A 22,800-nucleotide genomic window follows, 5' to 3' on the forward strand; every position below is an offset into this window, starting at 1 on the left:
CTGCAGACCAATTTCGGCGGCGCCGCGAATCTAGTTCTCGCGCCCACTGTACGCGTCCGAAAGACGCGAAGGACTGGATATGGTAGGCATATATGGTGCGATCGCGGGCACTAAGGATAAGAGATGAAGATGCGCGCGGTTACATGATCAACGCGCGAACCGTACACACCGGATGTTTGCAGGCAAAGAGATGCGAATATATCGACCCGACGTGGAAATCTCTCGAAATATGGCGAAATTGAAGCCGGGACACATGCGGTTGGAGTCCGACCTGTTTTAGCTAAGGGAATCTGGCCAACAGTGAATCCAGCAGCAGTTAGGATGGCTTTTGCCTCATCAAGAGGGGTGTCGGATCTAACATATTTGCCAAGCGTAGCTGAGATATCGTAGCCATCGTTATTGGCCACTCCTGCGGACTCAGTGAGAAGGTGATAATTCAGATCGATATCCTTTCTCAGACTTTTACCTTGCGATGTAGTCGACTGAACTATATTCCCCGATCCTTCATCTGCTTTTGCACACGAAATCGCCACCGCTATCAAGGCACTCATTGCCACGGCCATGCTTTTCTTCACGGGCGTCGCAACTATCCGTTGACAAAAGGTAATGAGTAGACGTTGTAGATACAAGGAGAACACTCCCCTGACGTAGTTCTGCGCGCTTCGACGACCTCGATGTCATTCCGTTTAGGTACGAAGCCTACGATTTGAATCGAAGCCTGAATGTGTGCGATCGCACAATCCGTGCAGCAGGTTATTAATTGCAAGGGCTGCGCCGATCTTCATGACCGATCTAGCGACGCGACCCTTTCGTAGTTCAATGAATACCGTTTGCTGAGTGGAGCCGTCGTTTGGATGACCGAGCGACGATGAGAGCAAACGACTCTCATCGCCGAGACTGCTCCATCCATGCATGCGGTATTCACCGTCGCTGCGCTGCCAGCGTTGATCGCCGCGATCACAATCTTGGGATGACGCCCCGCCGGAATGAACGCTCCGCCCTGTCCGAGCCACAATGGACCCTTTGTCTCGCAAGGCTCAGCCTGGCTTGGGTACGCGCTCTCGCAGCGAGTCGGCAGAGCTATATCCGCAAGAGTGCCCGATTCAATTCGGTATGTGACCCGCTCAGTTCGTCGCCATGCGAACCGCGTCATCTGTTAAAGATGATCAGCCATTGGTCAGCAATTGCAACGAGAGTAACAGTCCTCAAGAATTGAAGACTTCGCGTGCAAGGCCTGGTTACAGTGGCTCCGCTTGCTGCATGATGCGGCGAGGAAGTAACAGGCCGCGCCAATGCGGCCGGTACCAACAATGTCTTTAGGGAGAAAACGATGAATACGATTCATACGATGCTGCTCGGTGCCGCGCTGACAGCGTTCGCTACCTCGGCCGCCTTTGCGCAGACCGCGCAGACGGGCACACAGGGTTCAGCCGGCCTTGGCGTGAATGTGCAGACGCCCGTTCTCGGCTCCGGTGCCGGTGCGCAGGCAGGCGCCGGCGCGAACGCCGCGAGTTCGGGTGCAGGTGCGGGTAGCCTCGTCGGCGGCGCGACGAAAGCGGTGGGCTCGGCGGCCGAAGCGACGAAGGGCACCGCAAAGTCGACAGTCCATTCGGCGAAGCGGCAAGTGACGCACGTCGCAGGCGCGGCGAAGACCCACGCGGAAGGCTCAATGTCGACGGCGGGCGACCTCGGCGGCGGTGCAAAGACGAGGGCCGGCGAAGCGCTCGACGGCACGGCGGCGGCGCAGGGCGGCGCGTCGGTCGGCGTTAAGGACTCGACCTCTGCCCAAGGCTCTGCAATGTAAGCAGTAGCTCTGCCGGCGCGTCGCTCGGCTCGAATGAGTCGTCACGCCGGCGCCTGCAGGACAACCGCCCGGTGCGCTTCGATGCGGACCGGGCGGTTTCATATATGGAGCCGGCACGCTCTCACGCGTGGACGAGGCGGGGTGTTGGCAAGGTCGCGGTTCAACTTTCGCCGACTGTCGATTCGGCTTCATGGCTCGACTCGAGCCGCCATAGCGCGCAACCAGACCGTGCAGTACCCGGAAGTCGCCAATGAACGGCCGGGAGAAGGAGCGTTGCCCCGTAGGGGACCATCGCCATTTTTGCCAAAACTTGATGAGGAGCGTCGTCGTCGCCTTTGCTGCAAGCCATTCTTAACTTTGGCCGCTCTTACGCCAGTATTATCGCGAGCACACTGCGCCGCGCGCCGGCGTCGGTTCTACTTCGACGCGTTGACCATTGACCTGAATGTCTCGCAGTCGCGGCTCAACGAGCTGAAACGTCCCCTTCGCCAAGGCATCACGAAGCGCAGCGCAGTCCGGTGCGATCGAAAACTTGCCCACGAGTTGCCACCCTCCATCGCTGGCCTGGTCAAACACAAATCCAATACTTCCGCTGTTCGGGAAGAGCACCACGTTCGACTTGTGACTGCCGGTCAGATCGACGAGGTAAGCGTCACATTTCACCGACGTAATGTTCAGGCAGCCTGGAAGCATCCAGTTTTGCGTGACCCGCTTCCAGTCTGTCGAGAGAAATGACGCCGGAACCGGCTGCCCTGAAGTGCGCGACACAATGTTGAGTGCGAGCGTCGCGGCATCCGGGCGGGCCGCGCCCAAAAGGCCTCGACCTGGCTGACGTGCAGCCTGCGCGCTCAGTTCGCGAACGGTCGCGGCATTAGGTGCCTTAGTCTCTCCCTGCAGGCGCGCGAGTGCCTGCAGGCCGTATCTCGCGGATCTGTACCGCAAGAAGTTGTAATCGAATTTATCGGGCTCAACCCTCCCCGTGAGGAGACGGTCTACCTGGCTGTCCGCCGACAGACGTGCGGGGTCAGCCAGCGGCGTGAATACAGCAACCAGGACAGCGACTGATACCCACGCCGCGACCACGTTGACAGGCGCGATCTTCGCGAGGGTGTCAGCGCGCGCGAGCGCCGCCCACGCATAACCGATGGCATAGAAGTAAGCCACGAACGTTCCGGCACAGGCCAAAATGCGGTGCGGCGTGAACCCATACTGCTTAATGCGCAGGGCGAGCGCGTAAGTCGCAAGTATCACCAGCATGGGGAGCATCAGGCATGAAATCCTCATACAGACACGCAGCACTCGTGGTGCCCTTTCCGACCCTGGCCCACTTTTAAAGACGGCGTTCACAAAGACTACTTTCAGCGCCGCGACGCCGAGCAGGATCCACGCAGCAGACCGCGTGGCCCATAGCATTCCGAGTCCGGTGAGCGGCAGAGATACGAGGAATCCACCAACGATGACAACCAGGACCAGGAGCAGCCACGAGAGTAGCGACAGCACAAGCGTGCGCGAGCCCCGGATGATGTCTGACCTCACATCGGTGATGTGCAGGGCCGACGCAAAGGCCATCGCGCTCACGGGAATGTTGAACCATGATTCGCGCAGGAGTTGCTGGAGGAAACTCAGCTTCAGCAACAGGAAGAGCGCTGCCCCTAGCCAGAGCACAAGAAAGAGCGCACATACGAACAACCCGGACAACCAGATCTGGAGCCCGAGTTTCCAGCTGAATTCGAAGTATGACTCGTAGGGGGCGAACCACGACCTTGCCGCTTCGCCGGCGAGAACGAGGCAATAAGCGATGAATACGATCACGCCGCTGTAGAAGGTCACGGCCATTGACGGCAACGGGACTCCGGCGCGACCGAATGGTTGCATTCCGAGAATTTCAGCGCCTGCCGATCGCCACGCGTCGTGACACCCAAGCATTGCCACGACCGCGGCGAGCACGGCGGCCCACATCGCGAGTCGAGCTCCCCTCATTCGTTGCAGCCCCACGATGAACGCCGGCGGGATGAATAGGGTAACAAAAAGCAGCGGAAAGAATAGAACCGGAATAGTTGCGATGCCGCTGCGATTATGCGCAGCGTTCATGAGCAGATACAGTACTAATCCTTGGAAAATGCCCGCGAGGAGCCGCGGCGCGAAGAGATCTCGATCTGGAGCAGCCTGCGGTGTCCCCTGCTGACTATTTTGCATCTTCCACCCCGCTTTCCCGAATATGTTCTCTTTTACGTTCGCGCCTGCCCGCCGCCCGCAACCGATTCTGTTGTAGTGCCGACCGAGGTCCCGGCATGTCACAGGGAGGCCCCGCTTCCCGCCGCGTCGCGCGCAAACGCCGTGCTCGAGTTCAAAGCCATTATATGCGACCGATTCAGGCCACAGTGTCCGAGCGTCGACCGGCACATGCGTCAATTGTCGAGGATCTGGATGTCGCGATCGACTGACCGCTGCTGACCCGGTTGCCGCCAGTCGAGACGTTAGGGTGGGTCGCAAAACGCAGGTATCAGAGTCGAACGGTTGCACGGTACGGTCACTCACGGACAAGCAGTCGGCCGTTGTCTGCCGTTTACCAATCCGCGCCGAGACATTCGCTCAATGGCGCAGATCGGCCGTTCTCCACAAGGCAAAGCTAAACTCCCGCCAGGAATGCCGAGCATCGCGTCAAATTAAGTCCCGCAAATAGACAGGATCCCGACGATCCATTTCCCGAAGAACAGTCTTGTGATGTAATCTCAACTTTACTTGTGTCTGGATGCCGAGGCTCGTCAGCCGGGTCATGCCTTTGAATACCGAATAGAGACTACTGTAATCGTCCGTCCATGGTTCGAGGCCGTTTCGTAACTCGATCTGATTCGCTTTCCCCTGAAGTTGTTATGACTTCGCGTAAATTTACCTGGTTGATCAGAAACCAGTACCCAAACTGATGGCAGCTCATCCTTCGCGTCATCTCAGCGCGCTTCTTTCAGAGCTCACCATTTGCGCCTCTTTTCTAATTGACGACAGAAATGGCACTGGTTTTCCCAGACCGGCGCGATGGCCGCTACACCCGCACCCGCGCCGGTTGCAAACTGCAACGGCTTGTCGATAGAGCATTCAGTAGAGTCCCGGCAGGGCGCGATATCGAACGTTCATTCTGTACGCACGATAAAGCGCGTCATCGCTCAGGAGCCGTTCCTCCCGTGCGATTCTGCACGCCTGCAAGGCAAACTGGCTTCCAAATACCAACAGGTTCTGTATGCCGAAGTTTGAAAGGAGGAAGCCGATGTCTTCGACGAAATAGCCGAGATACATCGGATGTCTTACGAAACGATACGCACCCGTCGAAACGACCCCGCGGTTCGCAGGCAATATGCCGAACGAGCGCCGCAGCGAAGCCTTCGCAAATAGCTGCCAGCTGATACCGGCAACCTGAAACGCCGCACCCACCACCTCCGGCACGATCTGGAAACCCGGCCTGAGTTGGACGGCGAGAAAGTAGTACGTAGCGCCCATCGAACAGATGTATGCGAACGGGGTCAAGTCCCGTCGGACAGGGACACGTGCGAACAGCGACAGGCCCACGGTAAAGCATTGCGTGACAACCAGTAACAATAACGTGACGCGCCCAGGATCGGCAAGCCAGTGGAGAATCGCCGCATAGCTGAAAATACCCATCATTACAGCTGCGCATACCCGTGCTGTCACCTCGAACAGCACATCCACGGTCCTTACCGAAACCGGGGGGACAATAAGTTCTGAACATGCCGCGGATTGCGATTCCGAGCTACAGCCTTCATCGACGATAATGCCCATGCCTCTTACCCCGCAATGTTCAGTGTTTCCGTTAGATCTCTGCCGGCAGTCCGAAAAGGTCTTTCTATCCGTTGCCATCAAAGACGTCAAAATTGCGATTGACCGGTTCGAAACAGGTCTTTCCCGTTTGCCCGGGCACAAACTGGTTATACGGCACAGCATGACGCCCGGCATGAACCGGTACGACGAAATTCAAGCGTTCGGTAGGAGCACGTTTCACGAAGCCTCTCCAGCCGTCGCTGCAACGGCAATTGCACCGGCGCGCCTCGTCCCTCGACGATGATTCCGCATTGTCATACGGCGCTGAATGGCCGTACTTCGCGGGTCACGTCATCTGCTCGCCATCCTTGCTCGCCCGAAATGACGCGACGATCACGCCAAGGCTGGCTCCTAACCATATCCCTGTACCCAAGGCTGGTAAGAATTCCGCAGTTTCCCCCGTCGACAGTTGAACACCTGATTATTTGAATCATTGGATCGCCGAGATGTGCAAAAACCCGACCTCCATCCGGTGATGAAACGTCGCGACAGAACAACCAGTCGTCGCGACGTTACGCTAACCGGTTGGTTACGTCCGCCATATGGTCGTCAATTATTCTTAGCATTACAGATAAATAATTTTTGATGCTTTCCATTTGTTCACTACCGAGCGTGTCATCAAACTCTGCCAGATCACGGTTAACCGCCTCGAAACAGGCGCTAATCGTTGCACGACTGCCTGGAATGAAACGCAGCAGGATGCGCCGCCCATCGGTCGGATCGGGCTCACGGGCTATTAGCCCTGCTTTTTCGAGGCTCTTTAGGGATGTCGTGATACTACCTGGCGATAATCCCGTAAGCTTCGACAGCCGACCTGGCGTGACGGGTTGCACCTCGTCGAAATAGGCGACTTCGAGGCATTCCAGGTCCGTAACGCTCAGTCCCAGACGCGCAGCCACGAACTGGTTGAAAGCCGCCAGCTTGACGCCCAGCATAAATCGCAGTTTGACGATCTCCGCGCTTCGTTCCGCATGTGGCATGGCGTCTCTCCAACCATCACTGCAATGGCACTGCGTCACCTGCCTGGCCAGCCATCGTCGGCAGCAGCACACGAAGGATCTGAATAATCGCCGGACCCAGCAATATCAGCATCAGCGTCGGAAATATGCAGAATATCAGCGGAAACAGCAATTTGACCGCGATCTTCCCAGCCGCCTCTTCCGCCTTCAGGCGTCGCTTGAGCCGCAGGTTGTCCGAGTGCACGCGCAACGAGTCGCCCATGCTGGTGCCGAAGCGCTCGGCCTGAATCAGCATGGAGACCAGCACGTCGATTTCCTCGACGCCTGTGCGCATTGCCAGGTTCTTGAGCGCCGTTTCCTTGCTCAAGCCCGCTCTCAGTTCGAGCAAGAGAAGCTGGAGTTCATCGCTCAGCGTCCGGCTCTTGACGTCCATTTCATCGGCCACTTTCATGAGCGCCGCATCCAGCCCGAGACCCGCTTCCACGCAGACCGTGAGCAGATCCAGCGCGTCTGGAAAGTCCTCGAAGATGGTCTGCTGGCGCTGGTGCACCCGGCGCGCGAGCGCCATATTGGGCAGGTAGTAGCCGATTGCCGCAAGCACGAGAAGCAACAGTAGAAGCAGATGGTTTTTTTCGTTCGAGAGATACGGGCCGGCCACTACAAGGCAGATAAGCGGCAGGCCAATCACGAGGACTGTTTTGGCAGCAAAGTAGATCCCGGGAGCGGACTCGTTGCGCCAGCCGGCATGCATGAATTTCAAGCGCAGTGCCGAATGCTCCCAACCTTCTTTGGGGATAGAAAGTTTCGCAATCGGCTTCGAAGCTTCCGCAATCTTTCTTACCCATAGAGCCTCCTCCCCATCCGCTGCTTCAGGCGAACTCTGCTCATTGCCGGTGAGCTTGCTGAGGCGGCGGTGGATCGAGTTTGGCATCAGCAGTGCCATCACGCCAAAGGAGAAAAGGGCGACGATTGCGAATACGGCGGTTAGCAATATGAGTTGTTCTGTTTTCATGGCGGGCATGGGATCGACCCATCCTCAGAGAATGGAAATGGCAGACTTTCCTTAAACATGGATACGGATGACTTTGCGCATCCAGATCACGCCGAACACCATCATGACGAGCGCCACGCCAACCAGCTCGATGCCGGTCGGGTCGGTCCACAGAATCCGAAGGAAGCCCGGATTCATGATGGAGATTACGAACGCCACCACAAACGGCAAGGCGCCCAGAACCCACGCCGACAGCCTTCCTTCGGCCGACAGCACCCTGACCTTGCCGAGCAGCGCCAGCCGTGCCCGGATGATCTGGCTGATGTTGCCGAGTATTTCAGCCAGGTTGCCGCCGCTCTCACGCTGGATCAGCACTGCGATCACGAAATAGCGCAGGTCGCTGATCGGTATGCGGTTAGCAAGGCCGCCCAGTGCGTCGTTGAGCGATACGCCAAAATTGATCTGACCGAACGTCGTGCGAAACTCGCTGCCGATCGGCTCGGGCATTTCATCGCCCACCATGCCGAGTGCCGTCGAGAACGAATGTCCGGCCCGAAGCGACCGGCCGATCATGTCGGCTGCCTCGGGCAGCTGTTGCTCGATCTGCTTCATCCGCTTCGCCTTCGCGCGGTTGACCCTGAATGGCGCGATCATGCCGGCAATCAGGATTGCGGCGAGAAGCGGCAGCTGCGGCACATAGATCGCGCTGCCTGCGATCCAGACCACGAGTGGCGGCAACACGGTGTAGGTGAGCAGCTTCCCCATCGACCAGTCCAACCCGGACTGAACCAGCCAGCGGTCCATCGTCTGAATGCGCGGCATCCGCAGTAGCAACTTGGTCAACAATGGCGATGTGCTCAGTTCGCGCTGCTTGAGAATCGACACCGCCTTTTCATTGCCGTGTCCGCTGGCGGACATCATCCGGATGCGGTTTTCCAGACGCTTCGCCTCACTGCTGTGCCGGCTCTGCCACCAAAGGTAGCCGGCTTCGATCAACAGGATGATCGTGAAGAAAACCAGAATGACGAATCCATAGAATAGATAGTTCATTTCCAGATACCTCGCGGGCGCATAGTCGTGGCCGCCGCTGTTGTTGTTTCCCCGCCGCGTTCGTCATGCGGGGCTCATACCGGGTAATGCTTCGACGGGTCGTACAGCGCATCGGGCACGGCCACGCCAAAGGCCTGGAGTCGGTCGGAAAATTTCGGCCGGACGCCCGTCGCGCAGAAATGCCCGCACACCTTCCCGTCCTTGTCGACTCCGGAGCGCTTGAACGTGAAGATCTCCTGCATGTTGATAACGTCGCCTTCCATCCCGGTAATTTCCGAGATGCTGGTGATTTTGCGGCGTCCATCCGTCAGACGAGCAGCCTGGACGATGACACCGATCGCCGAACTGATCTGGTGGCGAGCGGACTTCTGCGGCAGATTCAGCCCCGCCATGCCGATCATGTTCTCAAGGCGCGTCAGCGCATCGCGCGGCGTGTTGGCGTGTATTGTGGCAAGCGATCCTTCGTGCCCTGTGTTCATCGCCTGCAGCATGTCCAGCGCCTCCGCGCCGCGCACTTCGCCGAGGATGATCCGGTCTGGCCGCATCCGCAGTGCATTGCGCACCAGCGAGCGCTGCGTGATCTCGCCCTTGCCCTCGATGTTGGGCGGACGCGTCTCGAGCCGCAGCACGTGCACCTGGCGCAACTGAAGCTCGGCCGCGTCTTCGATCGTGACGATCCGCTCATCGGACGGAATGAAGCCCGACAGCAGGTTGAGCATCGTCGTCTTGCCGCTGCCCGTGCCGCCCGAAATCAGCACGTTCACCTTGGCGGCGGACAGCGCTTCAAGCACCTGCATCATGGGCGGCGTGACACTTTGATACTCGATCAGGTCTTTCACGCTCAGGGGATTGACTGCGAACCGGCGAATGGACATCAAGGGTCCGTCAATGGCGGATGGCGGAATAATTGCGTTCATACGCGAGCCGTCAGGTAGGCGTGCATCGACCATCGGGTTCGACTCATCGACGCGGCGGCCCACACGCGACACGATCTTCTCGATCACTTTCATCAGATGCGCATCATCGTAGAACGTCACGTCCGTCAGCTCCAGCTTGCCGCGCCGTTCGACATAAATCTGCTTGTATGTATTGACAAGAATGTCGGAGACGGTCGGGTCGGCCAGTAACGCTTCGAGCGGGCCGAAGCCGAGCATTTCGTCGCGCACGTCGCGCACGAGATGCCGCCGCTCGACCTCGTTGATCGGTACGTTGTCTTCTTCAACGATGCGCTCGACGAGCTGTGCCAGTTCATGCTGGATCTGCTCGGTTGAAAGACGCTGAAGCTTTTCCAGCTCGACGCGATCTATGATGGCCTGGTGAACGTTCCTCTTGAGCTCCTGATACGCGCGGCCAGCCATCCGGTTGCGGTTTAGGTTGTCATCCTTGGCCGATGCGCCGCCCAGGTCGGAGAATTGTTCGCGCAGCGTCAACACGTTTTCCATTTTTTCTCTCCTCTATCTCATGCCCGGCTCAGCGCCGGCCTGCCGAAGAATTTCTGCAGGATGCCACCCCGCTCCGTCTCGGGTTGTGGCGGCGACAGCGAGCGCACCAGTTCACAGAGGCCTTTGGCCACACCGCTCGATCTGGCGAGCCGCAGGATCGGCACGCCCTGATTGATCGACGCCGACACCGAAGCGCCATCTTCCGGAATCACGCTGGCCACCCGCAGGCCCAATGCCTTTTCCAGCTCCGCCAACCCTACCGGCCCTTTCTTTTCATAGCGATTGACTAGCACACGCACCTTGTCACCGCGATAGCCGAGCGAGCGGAAGATATCGAGCAGACGCCGGCCGCCGCGTAGATACGGCAGGCTCTGTTGCAGCACCGGGAAAATGCAGTCGCTCTGGTCGAGCGCAGCGATGGACACGTTACTAATGCTCTGGCCGATGTCGAATATGACGAGATCGTACCGATGCCTCACCAGATTCAGGATGCGCTGCAGATGCTCGGGCTTGATTTCTTTCGCCTTGGCTGGATCGGGCGCACCCGCCAGCACATCGAAACCGTCGCTGACATGGGTCAGGCACGCATCGAGAAACGCGGAATCGAGTCGCTCAATCTGAGCACTCACATCGGCCAGCGTCGCGGGCGGTGTAACTTCCGAAACCAGAAAAGCCGCTTCGCCGAATTGCTGGTTGAGATCGATCAGCAGCGCGCGCTTACCCGCTGTCGACGCTGCAAACGCCACATTTGCCGCAAGAAACGACGTGCCGCTTCCGCCCTTGCAGGAAATGAATGAAATTACCCTGCCTTCACGTCGCGTGCCGTTCGACTTCATGGCAATGCGTTCGACGGCATGCCGCAGATCCTGAGAATCGGCCGGCCACGGCTGGACGTCCCGCACCCCCGCGCGCATGGCACGAATAAGCAGCTCCGCGGACGGCGACGGCGTCAGCAACATGCAGGTCAAATCGGCATGCTTCGTCGCAATAGCCGACAGCGCGTCGAAGTCCTGTTGTGTCAGTTGCGTGCCGTCAAACATTAGCAGGTCGACGCCATCGAGCGCTTCCCTGTTCGTGCAGAGATCAAGCAATCCTGCCGACCAGGTCCTGACACGATGATGGGCGTCTCCCGCCTCGACAATCCGCGCAATTGCGCCGGCATGCGCTGGATCGGGTGAGATTATGAGAATTTCGATCATTTGATTCTTCCTGGCAACGGACGATGACTTAGCTACAGGTGGGATTAGTCCCGCCCACGCTGTTCAGGCTTTCTCTTGGCAACCTCGTCGAGAATGGCGGCATGGTCAGGTTGAATGGCACAAAGGGTACGACCGTATTGACCGCAACGTTGGCAATGGCAACTGTGACTGAAGTGCATGACGTGGCGTCACAGCCCGCTGGCGCATACGTCACGGTTACGTTGGCCGGCTGCAGAATCGGCAGCAGCTTCTGCATGTCCCTGATCACCGGGTTGTTCACGTTCTGGCTGCTGTTGATGTCGCACACCACGGCCACTCGCGCGCCCCACCGCGTGGCTTCTACTGCCGTGTTCCAGTAGAACAGAACGCGTCCCATCTCCATGATGCCGATCAGCAGCGTGAAGAACACCGACGCGACGAGCGCGAACTCTAGCGCCGCCACGCCTTTTTGACGTCGTGCGCGCGGCAAATGGTGGATTGAGAGCCTGTTCATAGCACCTGCCTCATGACGCAGCTGATATCGCCGAAGACCAGACCGCCGAGATTGAAAAAGCCGGTGATCTGCGTATACGGGTATCCCGAAACCTTCACCTGCACGAGATTGAGCGTCTCGGCGGCGGGGGTGGTCTGCACGTTCTTGTATTGCCCGCTGCAGCCGGTAGTATTCACCTGGTCGCATATGACGACCTGGTTCGTCGTTAGGCCCGGAACGAGCACGCTGCCTGAACAGTCCGGCGTGCCATACACAACGAGACACTTCGCCTGCGCCATCGGATAGTCGGTGGTATCCGTCGGGTCGTAGGCCGACAACAGGCGCGTCGCGTCGCGCACTGACTTCACCATGGTGTTGTACTGATAGAACGCGTTGCCGAACTCGGCGATGCCGAGCAGCAGCGTGATCAGCGGCACCGCCAGCAACGCGAACTCGACGGCCACCGCGCCCTGCATCTTGCGGATCGACCTTGTGTGCTTGCGCATGACGATCCTCCTATTGAACCAGCACCGGCACCATCGGCCCGATGCCGGCAGTCGTGCTGCCAGGAATGCCTTGAGTGGCGCAGGGCGTCGACGGGTCGGTCGCATCGCCGCGATACTCCAGGTAGATAACGCCGTTCAGGATGCCGTTGATGTTCTTCTCCATCGGATGGAGCATCAGAATGCAGGCCCAGGAAATGATCGGCGCCTGCTGGCTGCTCTGCAACGCTGAGCAATCGACTATCGGAGTCAGTGCCAGTCTGCGGTCGGCACCATTCACGTAGTCGCTTTGCGATTGCGTCGTTCCTTGCACGCTCAGGCCTCCCTGGTACGGCGTGTGATTCGTCCGCCGGTTGTCGCGGAAGTCAGGGAATGCATTGCCATTCGGAATAAGGCTGCCGATGTTCGTCGTCGGCCAGTACGAGTAGCCGGTGAAATCAGATACCCCGGACGGATTCGGCGGGCCGTTATACGGGTTCTGATAGATGCCGAAGCGGGTATTCCACGCGCCGTCGAGGCTCTGGACGTTACCGGGCTTGCCGACCTGGGTGCCGATTGTCGGGAGCGTGCATTGCCCGGAACCCGTCAGCATGGCTTTCATGTCGGGCACATTATTCGCGCCCGGGTACGCGACCCACATGAAGCTGCCCGTAATCTGCCCGTCCGAGCCTACCTTGCTCGGAATCCAGTCGCCCGGGTTGTACGGGCTGCCCGCAGGGGGCTTGCAGACGGCGACCGGCAGCGCGCAGGTCGTCTGCGACTGCGTGGTCGACGCCACCGCCGTCGCCGCGACGGCCGACGTGCCGAGCGTGTTGCTGACCAGCTGCATGAACCAGTTGGTGATGCCCGTGCGGCTCACCGTGCATCGCACATAGCCGATGCTCGGCACGTCGGCGGGCGTGAACTGGTCCTTCGTGAGGTAGGGACCCGTGAACTGCTTGCTAAACGTCACGTTGCTGTTGGTCGAAACGGCAACGTTCTCGCTCTGCAGTAGCACATGGTTGCTCGCCCCAACTGTCATGCCAGCCGCTTCGGGCGCCGCGAGCGACACGGCCTTCGTCAAGTCGCGGGCCGCTGCCAGAGCACACGCGTCAGCGGCGTTGGACAGTTCAGTTTTCGCGACATACAGCTTGCCAAGATCGAGCGCGAGACCGGCGAACGCGACAAGCACCGCAAGCGTGAGTGCAACGATGATCGCCACGACGCCGCGCTCGCCACGACGAGCGGCACCGTATGTACCCCTATGACTGACGCGTCGCATGAAGATCTCCCGTGCAAGTTCTGTTACTGGCCACCGCCCGCGTTCCCACTGCCGACGCCGATGACGAACGCGTTCGGCGAGGGCGTCGGCGCGCGGAAGGACTTGTCGTAGCTGTCCATCGCCGAGGCGGCGGACGTGCCATCGATGCCCGGTGCCGAAGGTGCGTGTTGAGCTGCATGCGGATCAATGATCTGAGCCTGGGTGACGGCTTTGAGCGCCTCGCCCATGTGCTTGTCCCAGATCGGCGTGCTGGACATGCAGCCGTTCAGCGCGGCGCAGAGGGGCAAGACGATCGCTGCGCGGCGCACGAGATTGACGAGTTCGAGTTTCATGAGAGTCCCCTTTGCATCACATCAACGATCCAGCGCATGGCCTGAGCCACTTGCCGCACTTGCATTCGCAACTTCCCGATGGCCATCGCGTGCGGCGATCCTGCTCGCGGCTGCCTCGATGCGCGCGATGCGAGCGGCCTCCTGATCCGTCGCCTGCATTTGTTGCCGTGCGGGCGCCGACTTGTCCGGCGACGGACCGTCCTTGCCACGCGTGAGAGGCTGCGCGGGCAGAGCCGCGACCTGCACCTCGTGCTGCGGCACGGCCATCACCGTGGGCGCGGCGGGCGCCTGAGGCGCGGGAGCCTGCGGTGCGGGCGGCTGCGTCGGCTGCACGTCCTGCGGCGCGCCGACTGGCGCTACCGTCGTCCTGCCGTGGCGGCCTTCCATGTTGCCCGTCGCATACACGTCTGCTTCATTCGTTTGCGAGAAGGTGTCCGTCGGCAGCGGAAGATTCGCGGTTTGCAACGGCTTCACGAGGTGCGGCGTCACGATGAACACAAGTTCCGTCAGGTCCTGCTGGAACGACGTGCTGCGCATCAACGCGCCGAGAACGGGCACTTCGCCCAGACCGGGAATGGCTTTTAGCGCGCCCGTCACGTTGTTGCTCAGCAGTCCGCCGATCGCAAACGACTCGCCGTCGTGCATCTGCACGACCGTCGACGCGCGACGCGTATTAATCAGCGGCAGGATGGAAACACCCGTCAAGCCCGAAGCCGAGACCGCCACACCCGTGGGTGACAGTTCGGATACTTCAGGTGCCACCTTCAGGCTGATCCGCCCACCAGACAGCACGGTCGGCGTGAACTTGAGCCCGACGCCGAACTCTTCTTCCTGCAGCGTGATGCTCGATACGCCGTTGCCGCTGCTCTGGGGAATGGGAATGAAGATCTTGCCGCCCGAGAGAAACGTGGCTTCCTGACCGCTGATCGTCACGAGATTCGGTTCCGCAAGAATCTTGATCAGGTTGTCGGTCTTCTGCGCATCGATGGCAAGATTGAATGGGCGGTTGTTGGCCTTGCTGACGGCGAGCGCGCTGGTCACGCCGGCAAGCAGGTTGCTCACGAGCGCCCCCGTCCACGAGCCGAAGCCGCCTTGGATGTTCAGGGCCGATCCTAGCTGGTTCATCAGCGTCTTCGACACCTCCGCTACCTTGACTTCCAGCATCACCTGCTGCGGCGAGTCGACGGCCATCATGTTGATTACCGCGGCCGCCTTGCTGGTGCTCGAACTTTGCTGGCTCGTGCTCGACGTACCATTGCCGGCACTCGACGAGGCCGCCTGCTGTTGCTGCGTGGGCTGCGAGTCCGCGAAGGCCTGCGCGATCTGCATCGCCTGTTGCGCGGCGGGCGCGCTCGACACGTGGCCGCCCAGCACCAGGTTGCCGGCCGCCGTCGACACGCGGATGCCCCGCTCTTCGGGCAACAGCTGTCCGAGTGCCTGCTGCAACCCATTGGCGTCGATATTGACGATCACGTTGATCATCTGGCACCCGCCGCTCTTACCCTGCACGATCATGTTGGTCGTGCCGACCGTCATGCCGACGACATAGAGCGTGCGCGGCGACACCAGCGCGGCCTGCGCGATCGTCGGATTGCCGAGCGTGCGGTTGCGCGCGGGCTCCATAAGGGGCACGAGAACCGATTTGCCGACGGGCACGTTGACCGTCGTTTCATCGCGAATTTCTCCCGCGCAGCTCGGGCCGCGCAGAGGCAAAGGTCCGTTTGCCATACCAGCGGCGCCTGCAACCCCAGCGGGACCGCCCATCGCGAGCGTCATCGGCGCCGCACCGCGGCCCGCCGGCAACGGCGGAGTCGCGCCGCGCTTCGCCATCATCGGAAATTCGAACACCTCTTGTGCCTGGACAGTCTGCGCACCGACCAGTCCAAAGCAAACCATCGCAGCGATCGCCTTGCTACCCAGTGAGCAGCGTTGTTTGGCGCTGCAGGATGAGAATTCTGGTTTCGTTTTCATTTCGTCATGCCCCCGTTACCGATATCTGCAAGTCGAGACTTGCGTTTCTGCATTGTTGTTGCCAGCCACGGCGACCAGGTCCGAACGGCCGCAACCGGTCTAGAAACATTCGACACTGCCCAGTACGCCCGACAGCACGCCGATGCAGTCACGCGGCGCAGCCCGGTGTGCCGCGTAATGCGCCCGTACGGGGCGTACGGGTGCCGAGGCCGGCACCGGAGCGGAAGCACCGAGCAGCGTGAACTTGGTTGCGCCTTCCGTCGGAAGCGTTGCGGTATCGACCTGGTTACGCAACACCAGCGAAAGCGTGCCGACACTGCGTGCCAGATCGAGCTTTTCGGCCTGTTCCGGCGTGACTTCGAGCGTGACGGCGTTGACCACCTTGGGCTTGGTCTCGTCGCGGCCGACTTCCTGAGCGACCGCCAGCACGAGAATCTTTTCGAGCACGATCTTCGAGATGCTTTCGTCCTTCGAAGTCTTGTCGTTGCCCTTGTCCTGCTGCGTGCTGACGATGATGTCGACGTAGTTGCCCGGCAGCGCGAAGCCCGCGACACCGATCACATCGTTGACGCGCACGGTGATGGCTCGGCGCCCCTCCGCGATCACAGCCGAAAGACCGCCCATGGTGCCAACCGGGCTCAGCTTGCCTTCGAGGATCGGCTCGCCCCGCAGCACGCTGTTTTTCATCACGCGCCCGTCGAGCGTCTGCCCATCGGTGAACGCACCGGGAGGCACGCTGCCCGATGGCCAGTCGACCATTTTGATGAATTCGGGATTCAGCCGTTGTCCGAGGTTGATGTCGACGGCCGCAACGGCAACCTTGGCCGTCATGCCCGTCGACCTGTCCATCAGCCAGCGCGACGCCATAGCTACGGCGCCCAGCCCGGCAACTGCGGCGACCAGCAACATCACCAACGCACGTATGTTCTTCATGACAACTCTCCCTGATGCCTGACCTGTTTCCTGACTAGAATTTCCGGCCGTTTAACCGGTCCATTAACCGGCCGCTGATTTTTTTGTGCTTCGCTCAGCGGCGCCTTGCTGTTGCGGCGGCGGCGGCGTGTCGTGCTCGCCGATCACCGCGAAATAGCTGTTCCAGGCGCGCATCAGATTCAGCGCGTCCACGACGGCGGGCTGATCCTGGTACTTCGCATTGGCGAGTACGATGCGCAGCAGGTCGCCCGGATAACAGGCGAGCAAAGGCCGGCCCGAGGTCATGTGCAGGTGATGCACGAGGTATTCGAAGGCGTCTTCGTCCGAGGCCACGCGCAACTCTTCGCAGCGGCGCTCGTACACGGCCCGATACTCGGTGACGTCGAGCGCGCCGACATACAGCTTGCAGCCGAGACGCCGAAAGAAGGCCTCATCGCCCAGATCGGCCGGCGAAAAGTTGCTCGAAAACGCCACCCAGACGTCGAACGGCAGCGAGAAGCGCAGGCCCGTGTGCAAGGTGAGCATGTCGCGGCCGCGGTCGAACGGCACGATCCAGCGGTTAAGCAGTTCGGCCGGCTCGACACGCTGACGGCCCAGATCGTCGACCACGTAGAGGCCGCCGTTGGCCTTCACGTGCGGCGGAGCCTGATAGAAACCGCTGGACGCGTCGTAACGCAACTCGAGCATGTCGAGCGTGAGCTCGCCGCCCGACAGCACCGTGGGCCGCCGGCAGATCTGCCAGCGCGCATCGGCGGGCGCACCCGGCACGCCGTCGCGCGCAGTGAGTTCGACGGGCTCGTGGATCAGCGGGTCGAAAATCTGGATCACTTCGTTTTCGACGGCAATCGCATAGGGCACCGCAACGCGGCCCGGCAGCAGATGGCCCAATCGTTCGGCAAGCGAAGTTTTTCCGCTTCCCGGCGGCCCGAAGAAAATCACCGGCTTGCCGCTATTGACCGCGCCGCCGATGTCGTCGAGCAGCGAGGTTCTGACTGTCAGCCCTGCGAAGGCCGCGCGCACCTGAGCGGACGTCACGTGCATGCTGCGCACGGATTGGCGTTTGAGCGCCGCTTCATAGGCGGCGAGCGACACGGGCGCCGGACCGACGTAACGGCAACGGTTCATGAATTCGGATGCACGGTGACGGCCACCTTCCGTCAGTTGCAATTCGACATCGAGGTCGCTGGCGCCGCGCCGGACGATTTCGAGAATCCGCTCCCGGACGCCGAACGAAACAACGCTGTCGAGCACGCTGGCGCCGAGCTTGAGCCGCTGCACGAGCTGGGATAGCGTCACTTTACCCATCACGAATGCGGACTTGGCAACGAGCTCGAGCAGGAAGGTCTGGTCGAGGCCGGTGTCCGCGATGGTCCGCGGCGCGCGCGCCAGCAGGCTCGTTCCGGCCGGGTCCGCATCTGACCGTGCGCGGCTTGCGTCACGCAGACGCGTCACGTCGGCCGACGCTTGCGGCGCCGTTGGCTGTTCGTCTTTCACTTGTACCCCCGAATTGGTCCCGCGCATGGCGCGAAATCTTCTCTGTCGCTACCTGTTCTGCTGTCTTACTTTCTCTTGCCCCTCGTCGTGGGCGCTCTTTCTGATCCGGCTGCGCATCAAACGATGCTCTGCCCCGAGTGCAGGACCATGATGCCAAGCGTGCCCAAGGCAATAGCCACGCCATACGGCAGCGACCCGACGGAAGGCAATGCGGCGTCCTTTCCTGTTTCAGACAGCCTGCCGCTCAGCCCTCTCCCCGAAAGCACGATGGCCAGCATGTTGGTGCCGGTCGACTTCAACGCGCGCTTGAAGATCACTACCGCCAGCGCCCAGACGCCGCCGATCACGCAGGTCACCAGCACGATCTCCAGCGCCGGCTCCGGTCCGACGAACGCGCCCACGGCCGCCATCAGTTTCACGTCCCCCGCACCCATGCCGCGCAACAGGTAGAGCGGAAAGAACAGGCCGCCTCCGGTGAGCAGACCCAGGAACCAGCTGTGGATGCCCTCCCCTGTTCCGTGCAGACCCCACTGCACGGCGAGCGCCACAGCCAGGCCCGTAACCACCAGCACGTTCGGAATGCGCCGCTCATGCAAATCCGAACCTGCAGCCGTTGCCACCAAACCCAGCAGACACGCGCCGACTGGAAATTCGAAAGCATTCATTGCGTTCCCCCGTTTCCATTTCGGCATTGGTTAAGAAAGAGCAGCCCTGAATCATGCAGGGACTGCTCTTTGAATCAACTACTACTGCTGTGACTTCTCGATGACCAAATCGAGCGACGATTACGCCGGATTGGCCGCGAGCAACTTGGCGGCGACGTAGTCGAACGTGGAGCTAAGTTGAGTTCCCAGACCTGTGGCAGCCACAATGATGCCGCATGCAACCAGTGAAGCCAGGAGACCATATTCGATTGCCGTCACACCATCTTCCTCACGTGCAAAGGCAAGGATCAGATCGAGAGTTTTTTGCATCTTGATGCTCCTAGATCGAGCGGCGCTTACGCCGGATTGGCCGCGAGCAACTTGCCGCTGATGTAGTTGAACGTAGAGCTGATTTGAGTTCCCAGACCCGTGGCAGCTACAATGATGCCGCACGCAACCAGTGAAGCCAGGAGACCATATTCGATTGCCGTCACGCCATCTTCTTCACGTGCAAAGGCAAGGATCAGGTCGAGAGTTTTTTTCATTTGATGCTCCTAGAAAGAAGTTGTTTTACTCAGGTACACTAAACATGCCCGCTGCGGGTCCGGGCATTGGTGAAGGCTGCCAACTGCACAGCCGGTTTTGGCCTGGCTGACCGGTTCGGTGCTGGAGCACGTCGCCTCGACAATGCACCCCAGCCCTCCCCTTCCCAATGCCACTTTCTTCAAGAACTGCGATGCCGGTCCAGACTGGCATCGCGGTTCCTTGAACTTCGCCACCATCGGCAAACAGAAACCGGAAGTGCCGAAGCTTTCCGGCGCCGCAGAACCAAACTCCCCCGCCAGCTGTCCTGTGGCAACCTGAAATCGAGACGCTGTTATTGTCGGAACCATGCGCGTCGTCGGTGCGGGACATATAGCCAGAACAGTGCCACCTTTGCTGAAAGGCTTGCTGGGATTAGTTCATTTGGCCAAATGAAAGACCTCTTGATTAGTCCGCGACAGTGAATGTTTCACAACTGAAAAACTGCTAAATCGGGACGTTCGAGGGCCGTGCGGATGCTAATGTGAGGAGGCGTACAGAAAAAGTCTGAGAAGAATTCAGGGGAATTGGGCACGATGACTCGTCTCACCGTATTGCAAGGCTCTACAAGAGATCACCCCGGTATCGCCAGCACAGGTTCGTCCCAACAAAATTCGCGTACAGGGAAGATCATGATGCTGCCCGCACGTCACAATTTGTTACATACGAGAAACACGGATTTACTTGTAAAGGTTCGCCAAAAATAGCGCTCCGGATAACGGCCGGAAAAAAAATGCGCACCTCTGTCTATGAGAGCGCTTCCACATGGCCGATTTGGCTCGCTTTAGGCTGATGAATACCCTTATTTTTTGGGTTCGCCGGGCCGCTTGTGCGTCTATGTCACATTTTGTTACAGCGCTGATACGCAAGCGGTAGTGATTGCTCGTTGAGGGGCGCCACCCGGACGGAAGACACGAATCTGCGCGCAACTTCTTTCTGGCCGTCCCTATCGACTGCCAGGCCCCACCGGCGCGATGGATACCGGCTGGTGTCTCGGTTTATTTTTTTGAGTGGTCGAACTGATAGGCCGGCATTTGATGACGCAACACCAGACCCCGTCATGGCTTGATGCTGATTCTCGGCTTCCAGGCACGTCCCCTCGGGACGGCGAAGACCTCAACATGGCGGGGCTCTCTAGCCAGATAAAGGGAGATAGGCCACGGTCGTGCTGCTCTCGAAACGTCATTCGGCTTTTCGCCGTAGATCGTCGCGCTGGGCGTGCCGCCCGAGCGCGCAGAAACGGGCTATGGCTACATCAAGACGGGCGTGCCCGCCGACGCACACGGCGCGCGGACCATCGCGCGCTTCGTCGAAAAGCCCGTGCAGGAAACGGCCGAGTGCTACGTCGCGTCCGGCGAATACTGGTGGAACAGCGGCATCTTCGTGATGCGCGCATCGGTGTGGCTTGCGGCCATCGCATCGTGCCGGCCCGACATCGCGGCCGCCTGTCGCGCGGCGTACGACAAAGCAAGCAACGATCGCGACGGCGCGCTGCTGATCCACCGCGCCGCGCTATCGCATGTCCGAGCGATTCGATCGACTACGCGGTGATGGAACGTATCGGCGACGATCCGAAGCTGACGGGCATCGTCGTGCCGCTGACGGCGGGCTGGTCCGACATCGGCGCATGGGACGCCGTCTGGAACATCAGCGCGAAGGATGCGGCAGGCAACGTCGCGCGCGGCCGCGTGCTGCTGGAGAGCGCGAGCGACACGTATGCGCACTCCGAAGGGCGCCTCGTCGCGTGCGTCGGCGTGACGGGGGTCGTGGTCGTCGAGACGGCCGATGCCGTGCTCGTCGCCGCGAAAGATCGCGTGCAGGACGTCAAGGCGATCGTGAACCGCCTGAATGCCGCGAAGGACACGGAAGCGAAGGTGCACCGCAAAGTCGAGCGGCCGTGGGGCTGCTACGACTCGATCGATCGCGGCGAACGCTTTCAGGTGAAGCGGATCGTCGTGAAGCCTGGCGGGCGGCTATCGTTGCAAATGCATCATCATCGCGCGGAGCACTGGGTCGTCGTGCGCGGCACGGCGCGCGTGACGCGCGGCGACGAATCGTTCCTGCTGAGTGAGAACCAGTCGACCTATATTCCGCTCGGCGTGCGCCACCGGCTGGAGAATCCGGGCAAGACGCCGCTCGAGATCATCGAGGTGCAGTCGGGCGGTTATCTGGGTGAAGACGATATCGTGCGATTCGACGACGATCAGTACGGGCGCACCGGAGTCTAGCGGCAGGCCTGTCTGGTGAAATGCGGCGCAGGCACGCGCCAAGCGCTACTCCAACGCCGCACCCTGTCAACCGAGAAATGAGATTGCCACACGCGCAGGTGCGGCTTCAAGACGGGCCGACCAAAAACCGTTCCGCGCAGGAATTAGCGTGGTACGCGCGGGTGCCGACGTGCACGATCGGCTTTGCGTCCCAGATTGCTCATGTGCATACCATATGCACAAATCGCAGCCGTCAGAACCAACGCAACAACACCGAAACCCATCGTCGTTCTCCGTTTCGAGAATTCAAGGTCAGGATAGGCTCAATTCTGCTTGAAATAAACCTTCCCGGAAAGCCCACCTTGAGCATCGATCCCTCGCCTGCAGCATCCCGTTGACCGTGGCCACCATGCTGGACGAGAACCCATGTGCTTCAAGCCGATGCCGGAATCGCATAATCGTGCTCTCGCAAAAACGGCCCCCCGGTATCAGGGAGCCGCTTTTTATGCTGCGCTTCGTTTACTTCATGATCGCCAGACAGACCGCCACCACGATGGCGAACACCTTCCACAGACGCCACAGTTCGCTGGACCAGATCGCGCCTGCCGCGCCTGTGAGAAGCAATACAACGCACAGGTCGTTGTTCACATGCATGCTCGCGAGCATGGCGGCGAACCACCACAGCGCGAGCGATACGACAAAGATAATTGCCCTGCGCGCGAAGAAAGGCAGCGCCATGAACTTCACGTAGAACAACGTCAGCCAGTCCGCAGCACGCATTTACGCCTCCGGCTTGCTGTTCTTGAAATATTCGATGACATCGAAGCTGTACCAGCCTGCGACGCTAGACGCGGCAAGCGACGCGAGAAAGAGCCGCGAGATCTCGATCAGTTCCAGCATATTCCACCGCGGCAGTGAAGGCTCCCATGCATCGCGCCTCGCGCCATGAACACCAGAGCCAGACCTATCGTCGCTTCTCTGTAGCGAAGTCAAGTCCCCATCCGAAAGAGACCATGCTAGTGCTGATATGTGTTGCCCAGTTTTCTGGGCTCAAACAAAAATGCATGAGGTATTGTCGAATTTCTTAACCAACAGCCCCTCCGCATGAGGCGGTCAAGCGAGTCG

20 protein-coding genes and 2 pseudogenes are annotated in these 22,800 nt (G+C 60.0%); 2 read left to right on the plus strand and 20 right to left on the minus strand.

Going from position 1 to position 22,800, the window contains the following annotated elements; genetic code table 11:
• Positions 1-110: 110 nt before the first annotated feature.
• Entirely contained in the window at positions 111-563 is a 453-nt protein-coding gene (locus AB4Y32_RS05070) for a hypothetical protein (protein ID WP_368720270.1), read from the minus strand.
• A gap of 767 nt (positions 564-1,330) precedes the next feature.
• Here AB4Y32_RS05070 and AB4Y32_RS05075 point away from each other — a divergent pair.
• Positions 1,331-1,804, plus strand: coding sequence for a hypothetical protein (locus tag AB4Y32_RS05075; RefSeq protein ID WP_368720271.1), 474 nt, complete (start codon positions 1,331-1,333; stop codon positions 1,802-1,804).
• Positions 1,805-2,182: 378 nt separating this feature from the next.
• Here AB4Y32_RS05075 and AB4Y32_RS05080 read toward each other — a convergent pair whose 3' ends face one another.
• The 17 genes from AB4Y32_RS05080 to AB4Y32_RS05160 all read right to left on the minus strand — a co-directional run bounded on the left by AB4Y32_RS05080 (position 2,183) and on the right by AB4Y32_RS05160 (position 19,431).
• Positions 2,183-4,000 carry a DUF4153 domain-containing protein gene (locus tag AB4Y32_RS05080; protein ID WP_368720272.1) on the minus strand — a complete coding sequence of 606 codons (1,818 nt, stop codon included), beginning with the start codon at positions 3,998-4,000 and terminating at the stop codon, positions 2,183-2,185.
• A gap of 897 nt (positions 4,001-4,897) precedes the next feature.
• A complete protein-coding gene (locus tag AB4Y32_RS05085) occupies positions 4,898-5,596 on the minus strand; it encodes a methyltransferase family protein (protein WP_439899734.1) in 699 nt (232 codons plus the stop codon).
• Positions 5,597-6,147: 551 nt separating this feature from the next.
• Positions 6,148-6,615: a MarR family winged helix-turn-helix transcriptional regulator gene (locus AB4Y32_RS05090; protein WP_368720273.1), complete on the minus strand. Its 468-nt coding sequence runs from the start codon at positions 6,613-6,615 to the stop codon at positions 6,148-6,150.
• 16 nt (positions 6,616-6,631) lie between these two features.
• The gene (locus AB4Y32_RS05095) at positions 6,632-7,615 is read right to left on the minus strand and encodes a type II secretion system F family protein (protein WP_368720274.1); all 984 of its coding nucleotides are present in this window, start codon (positions 7,613-7,615) and stop codon (positions 6,632-6,634) included.
• Between the two features lie 42 nt (positions 7,616-7,657).
• Complete coding sequence (locus AB4Y32_RS05100) at positions 7,658-8,635, minus strand: type II secretion system F family protein (RefSeq protein ID WP_368720275.1); 978 nt, start codon at positions 8,633-8,635, stop codon at positions 7,658-7,660.
• Between the two features lie 74 nt (positions 8,636-8,709).
• Positions 8,710-10,077 (minus strand): CpaF family protein, encoded by a 1,368-nt coding sequence (locus tag AB4Y32_RS05105; protein ID WP_368720276.1) that lies wholly within the window; start codon positions 10,075-10,077, stop codon positions 8,710-8,712.
• A 17-nt stretch (positions 10,078-10,094) separates the two neighbouring features.
• Entirely contained in the window at positions 10,095-11,276 is a 1,182-nt protein-coding gene (locus tag AB4Y32_RS05110) for an AAA family ATPase (protein WP_368720277.1), read from the minus strand.
• A 28-nt stretch (positions 11,277-11,304) separates the two neighbouring features.
• Positions 11,305-11,769, minus strand: coding sequence for a TadE/TadG family type IV pilus assembly protein (locus AB4Y32_RS05115; RefSeq protein WP_368720278.1), 465 nt, complete (start codon positions 11,767-11,769; stop codon positions 11,305-11,307).
• A complete protein-coding gene (locus tag AB4Y32_RS05120; protein WP_368720279.1) occupies positions 11,766-12,254 on the minus strand; it encodes a TadE/TadG family type IV pilus assembly protein in 489 nt (162 codons plus the stop codon). Before AB4Y32_RS05120 ends, AB4Y32_RS05115 begins: the two co-directional genes overlap by 4 nt.
• Before the next feature lie 10 nt (positions 12,255-12,264).
• The gene (locus tag AB4Y32_RS05125) at positions 12,265-13,512 is read right to left on the minus strand and encodes a TadE/TadG family type IV pilus assembly protein (RefSeq protein WP_368720280.1); all 1,248 of its coding nucleotides are present in this window, start codon (positions 13,510-13,512) and stop codon (positions 12,265-12,267) included.
• Between the two features lie 23 nt (positions 13,513-13,535).
• The gene (locus AB4Y32_RS05130) at positions 13,536-13,844 is read right to left on the minus strand and encodes a hypothetical protein (protein ID WP_368720281.1); all 309 of its coding nucleotides are present in this window, start codon (positions 13,842-13,844) and stop codon (positions 13,536-13,538) included.
• A 21-nt stretch (positions 13,845-13,865) separates the two neighbouring features.
• Positions 13,866-15,815, minus strand: coding sequence for a type II and III secretion system protein family protein (locus AB4Y32_RS05135; RefSeq protein ID WP_368720282.1), 1,950 nt, complete (start codon positions 15,813-15,815; stop codon positions 13,866-13,868).
• A 99-nt stretch (positions 15,816-15,914) separates the two neighbouring features.
• Positions 15,915-16,748, minus strand: coding sequence for a Flp pilus assembly protein CpaB (gene cpaB, locus AB4Y32_RS05140; protein ID WP_368720283.1), 834 nt, complete (start codon positions 16,746-16,748; stop codon positions 15,915-15,917).
• A 63-nt stretch (positions 16,749-16,811) separates the two neighbouring features.
• The gene (locus AB4Y32_RS05145; RefSeq protein ID WP_368720284.1) at positions 16,812-18,242 is read right to left on the minus strand and encodes an ATP-binding protein; all 1,431 of its coding nucleotides are present in this window, start codon (positions 18,240-18,242) and stop codon (positions 16,812-16,814) included.
• A gap of 116 nt (positions 18,243-18,358) precedes the next feature.
• Positions 18,359-18,907 carry a prepilin peptidase gene (locus AB4Y32_RS05150; protein ID WP_368720285.1) on the minus strand — a complete coding sequence of 183 codons (549 nt, stop codon included), beginning with the start codon at positions 18,905-18,907 and terminating at the stop codon, positions 18,359-18,361.
• 120 nt (positions 18,908-19,027) lie between these two features.
• On the minus strand, positions 19,028-19,216 hold the full coding sequence (locus AB4Y32_RS05155; protein ID WP_368720286.1) for a Flp family type IVb pilin: 189 nt from the start codon (positions 19,214-19,216) through the stop codon (positions 19,028-19,030).
• Between the two features lie 26 nt (positions 19,217-19,242).
• On the minus strand, positions 19,243-19,431 hold the full coding sequence (locus AB4Y32_RS05160) for a Flp family type IVb pilin (RefSeq protein WP_368720287.1): 189 nt from the start codon (positions 19,429-19,431) through the stop codon (positions 19,243-19,245).
• A gap of 1,240 nt (positions 19,432-20,671) precedes the next feature.
• On the opposite strand from AB4Y32_RS05160, the pseudogene AB4Y32_RS05165 reads away from it, so the two are divergent.
• A pseudogene (locus AB4Y32_RS05165) lies at positions 20,672-21,696 on the plus strand (mannose-1-phosphate guanylyltransferase/mannose-6-phosphate isomerase); the annotation flags it as partial.
• Between the two features lie 334 nt (positions 21,697-22,030).
• Here the strand turns inward: AB4Y32_RS05165 and AB4Y32_RS05170 are convergent.
• Both AB4Y32_RS05170 and AB4Y32_RS05175 read right to left on the minus strand, forming a co-directional pair.
• Positions 22,031-22,143, minus strand: a pseudogene (locus tag AB4Y32_RS05170) (IS5/IS1182 family transposase); the annotation flags it as partial.
• Positions 22,144-22,194: 51 nt separating this feature from the next.
• Positions 22,195-22,455: a hypothetical protein gene (locus AB4Y32_RS05175; RefSeq protein ID WP_368720288.1), complete on the minus strand. Its 261-nt coding sequence runs from the start codon at positions 22,453-22,455 to the stop codon at positions 22,195-22,197.
• Positions 22,456-22,800: the final 345 nt, after the last annotated feature.

The sequence above is a fragment of the Paraburkholderia phymatum genome (assembly GCF_040965635.1).
Taxonomy (GTDB): Bacteria; Pseudomonadota; Gammaproteobacteria; order Burkholderiales; family Burkholderiaceae; genus Paraburkholderia; species Paraburkholderia phymatum_B.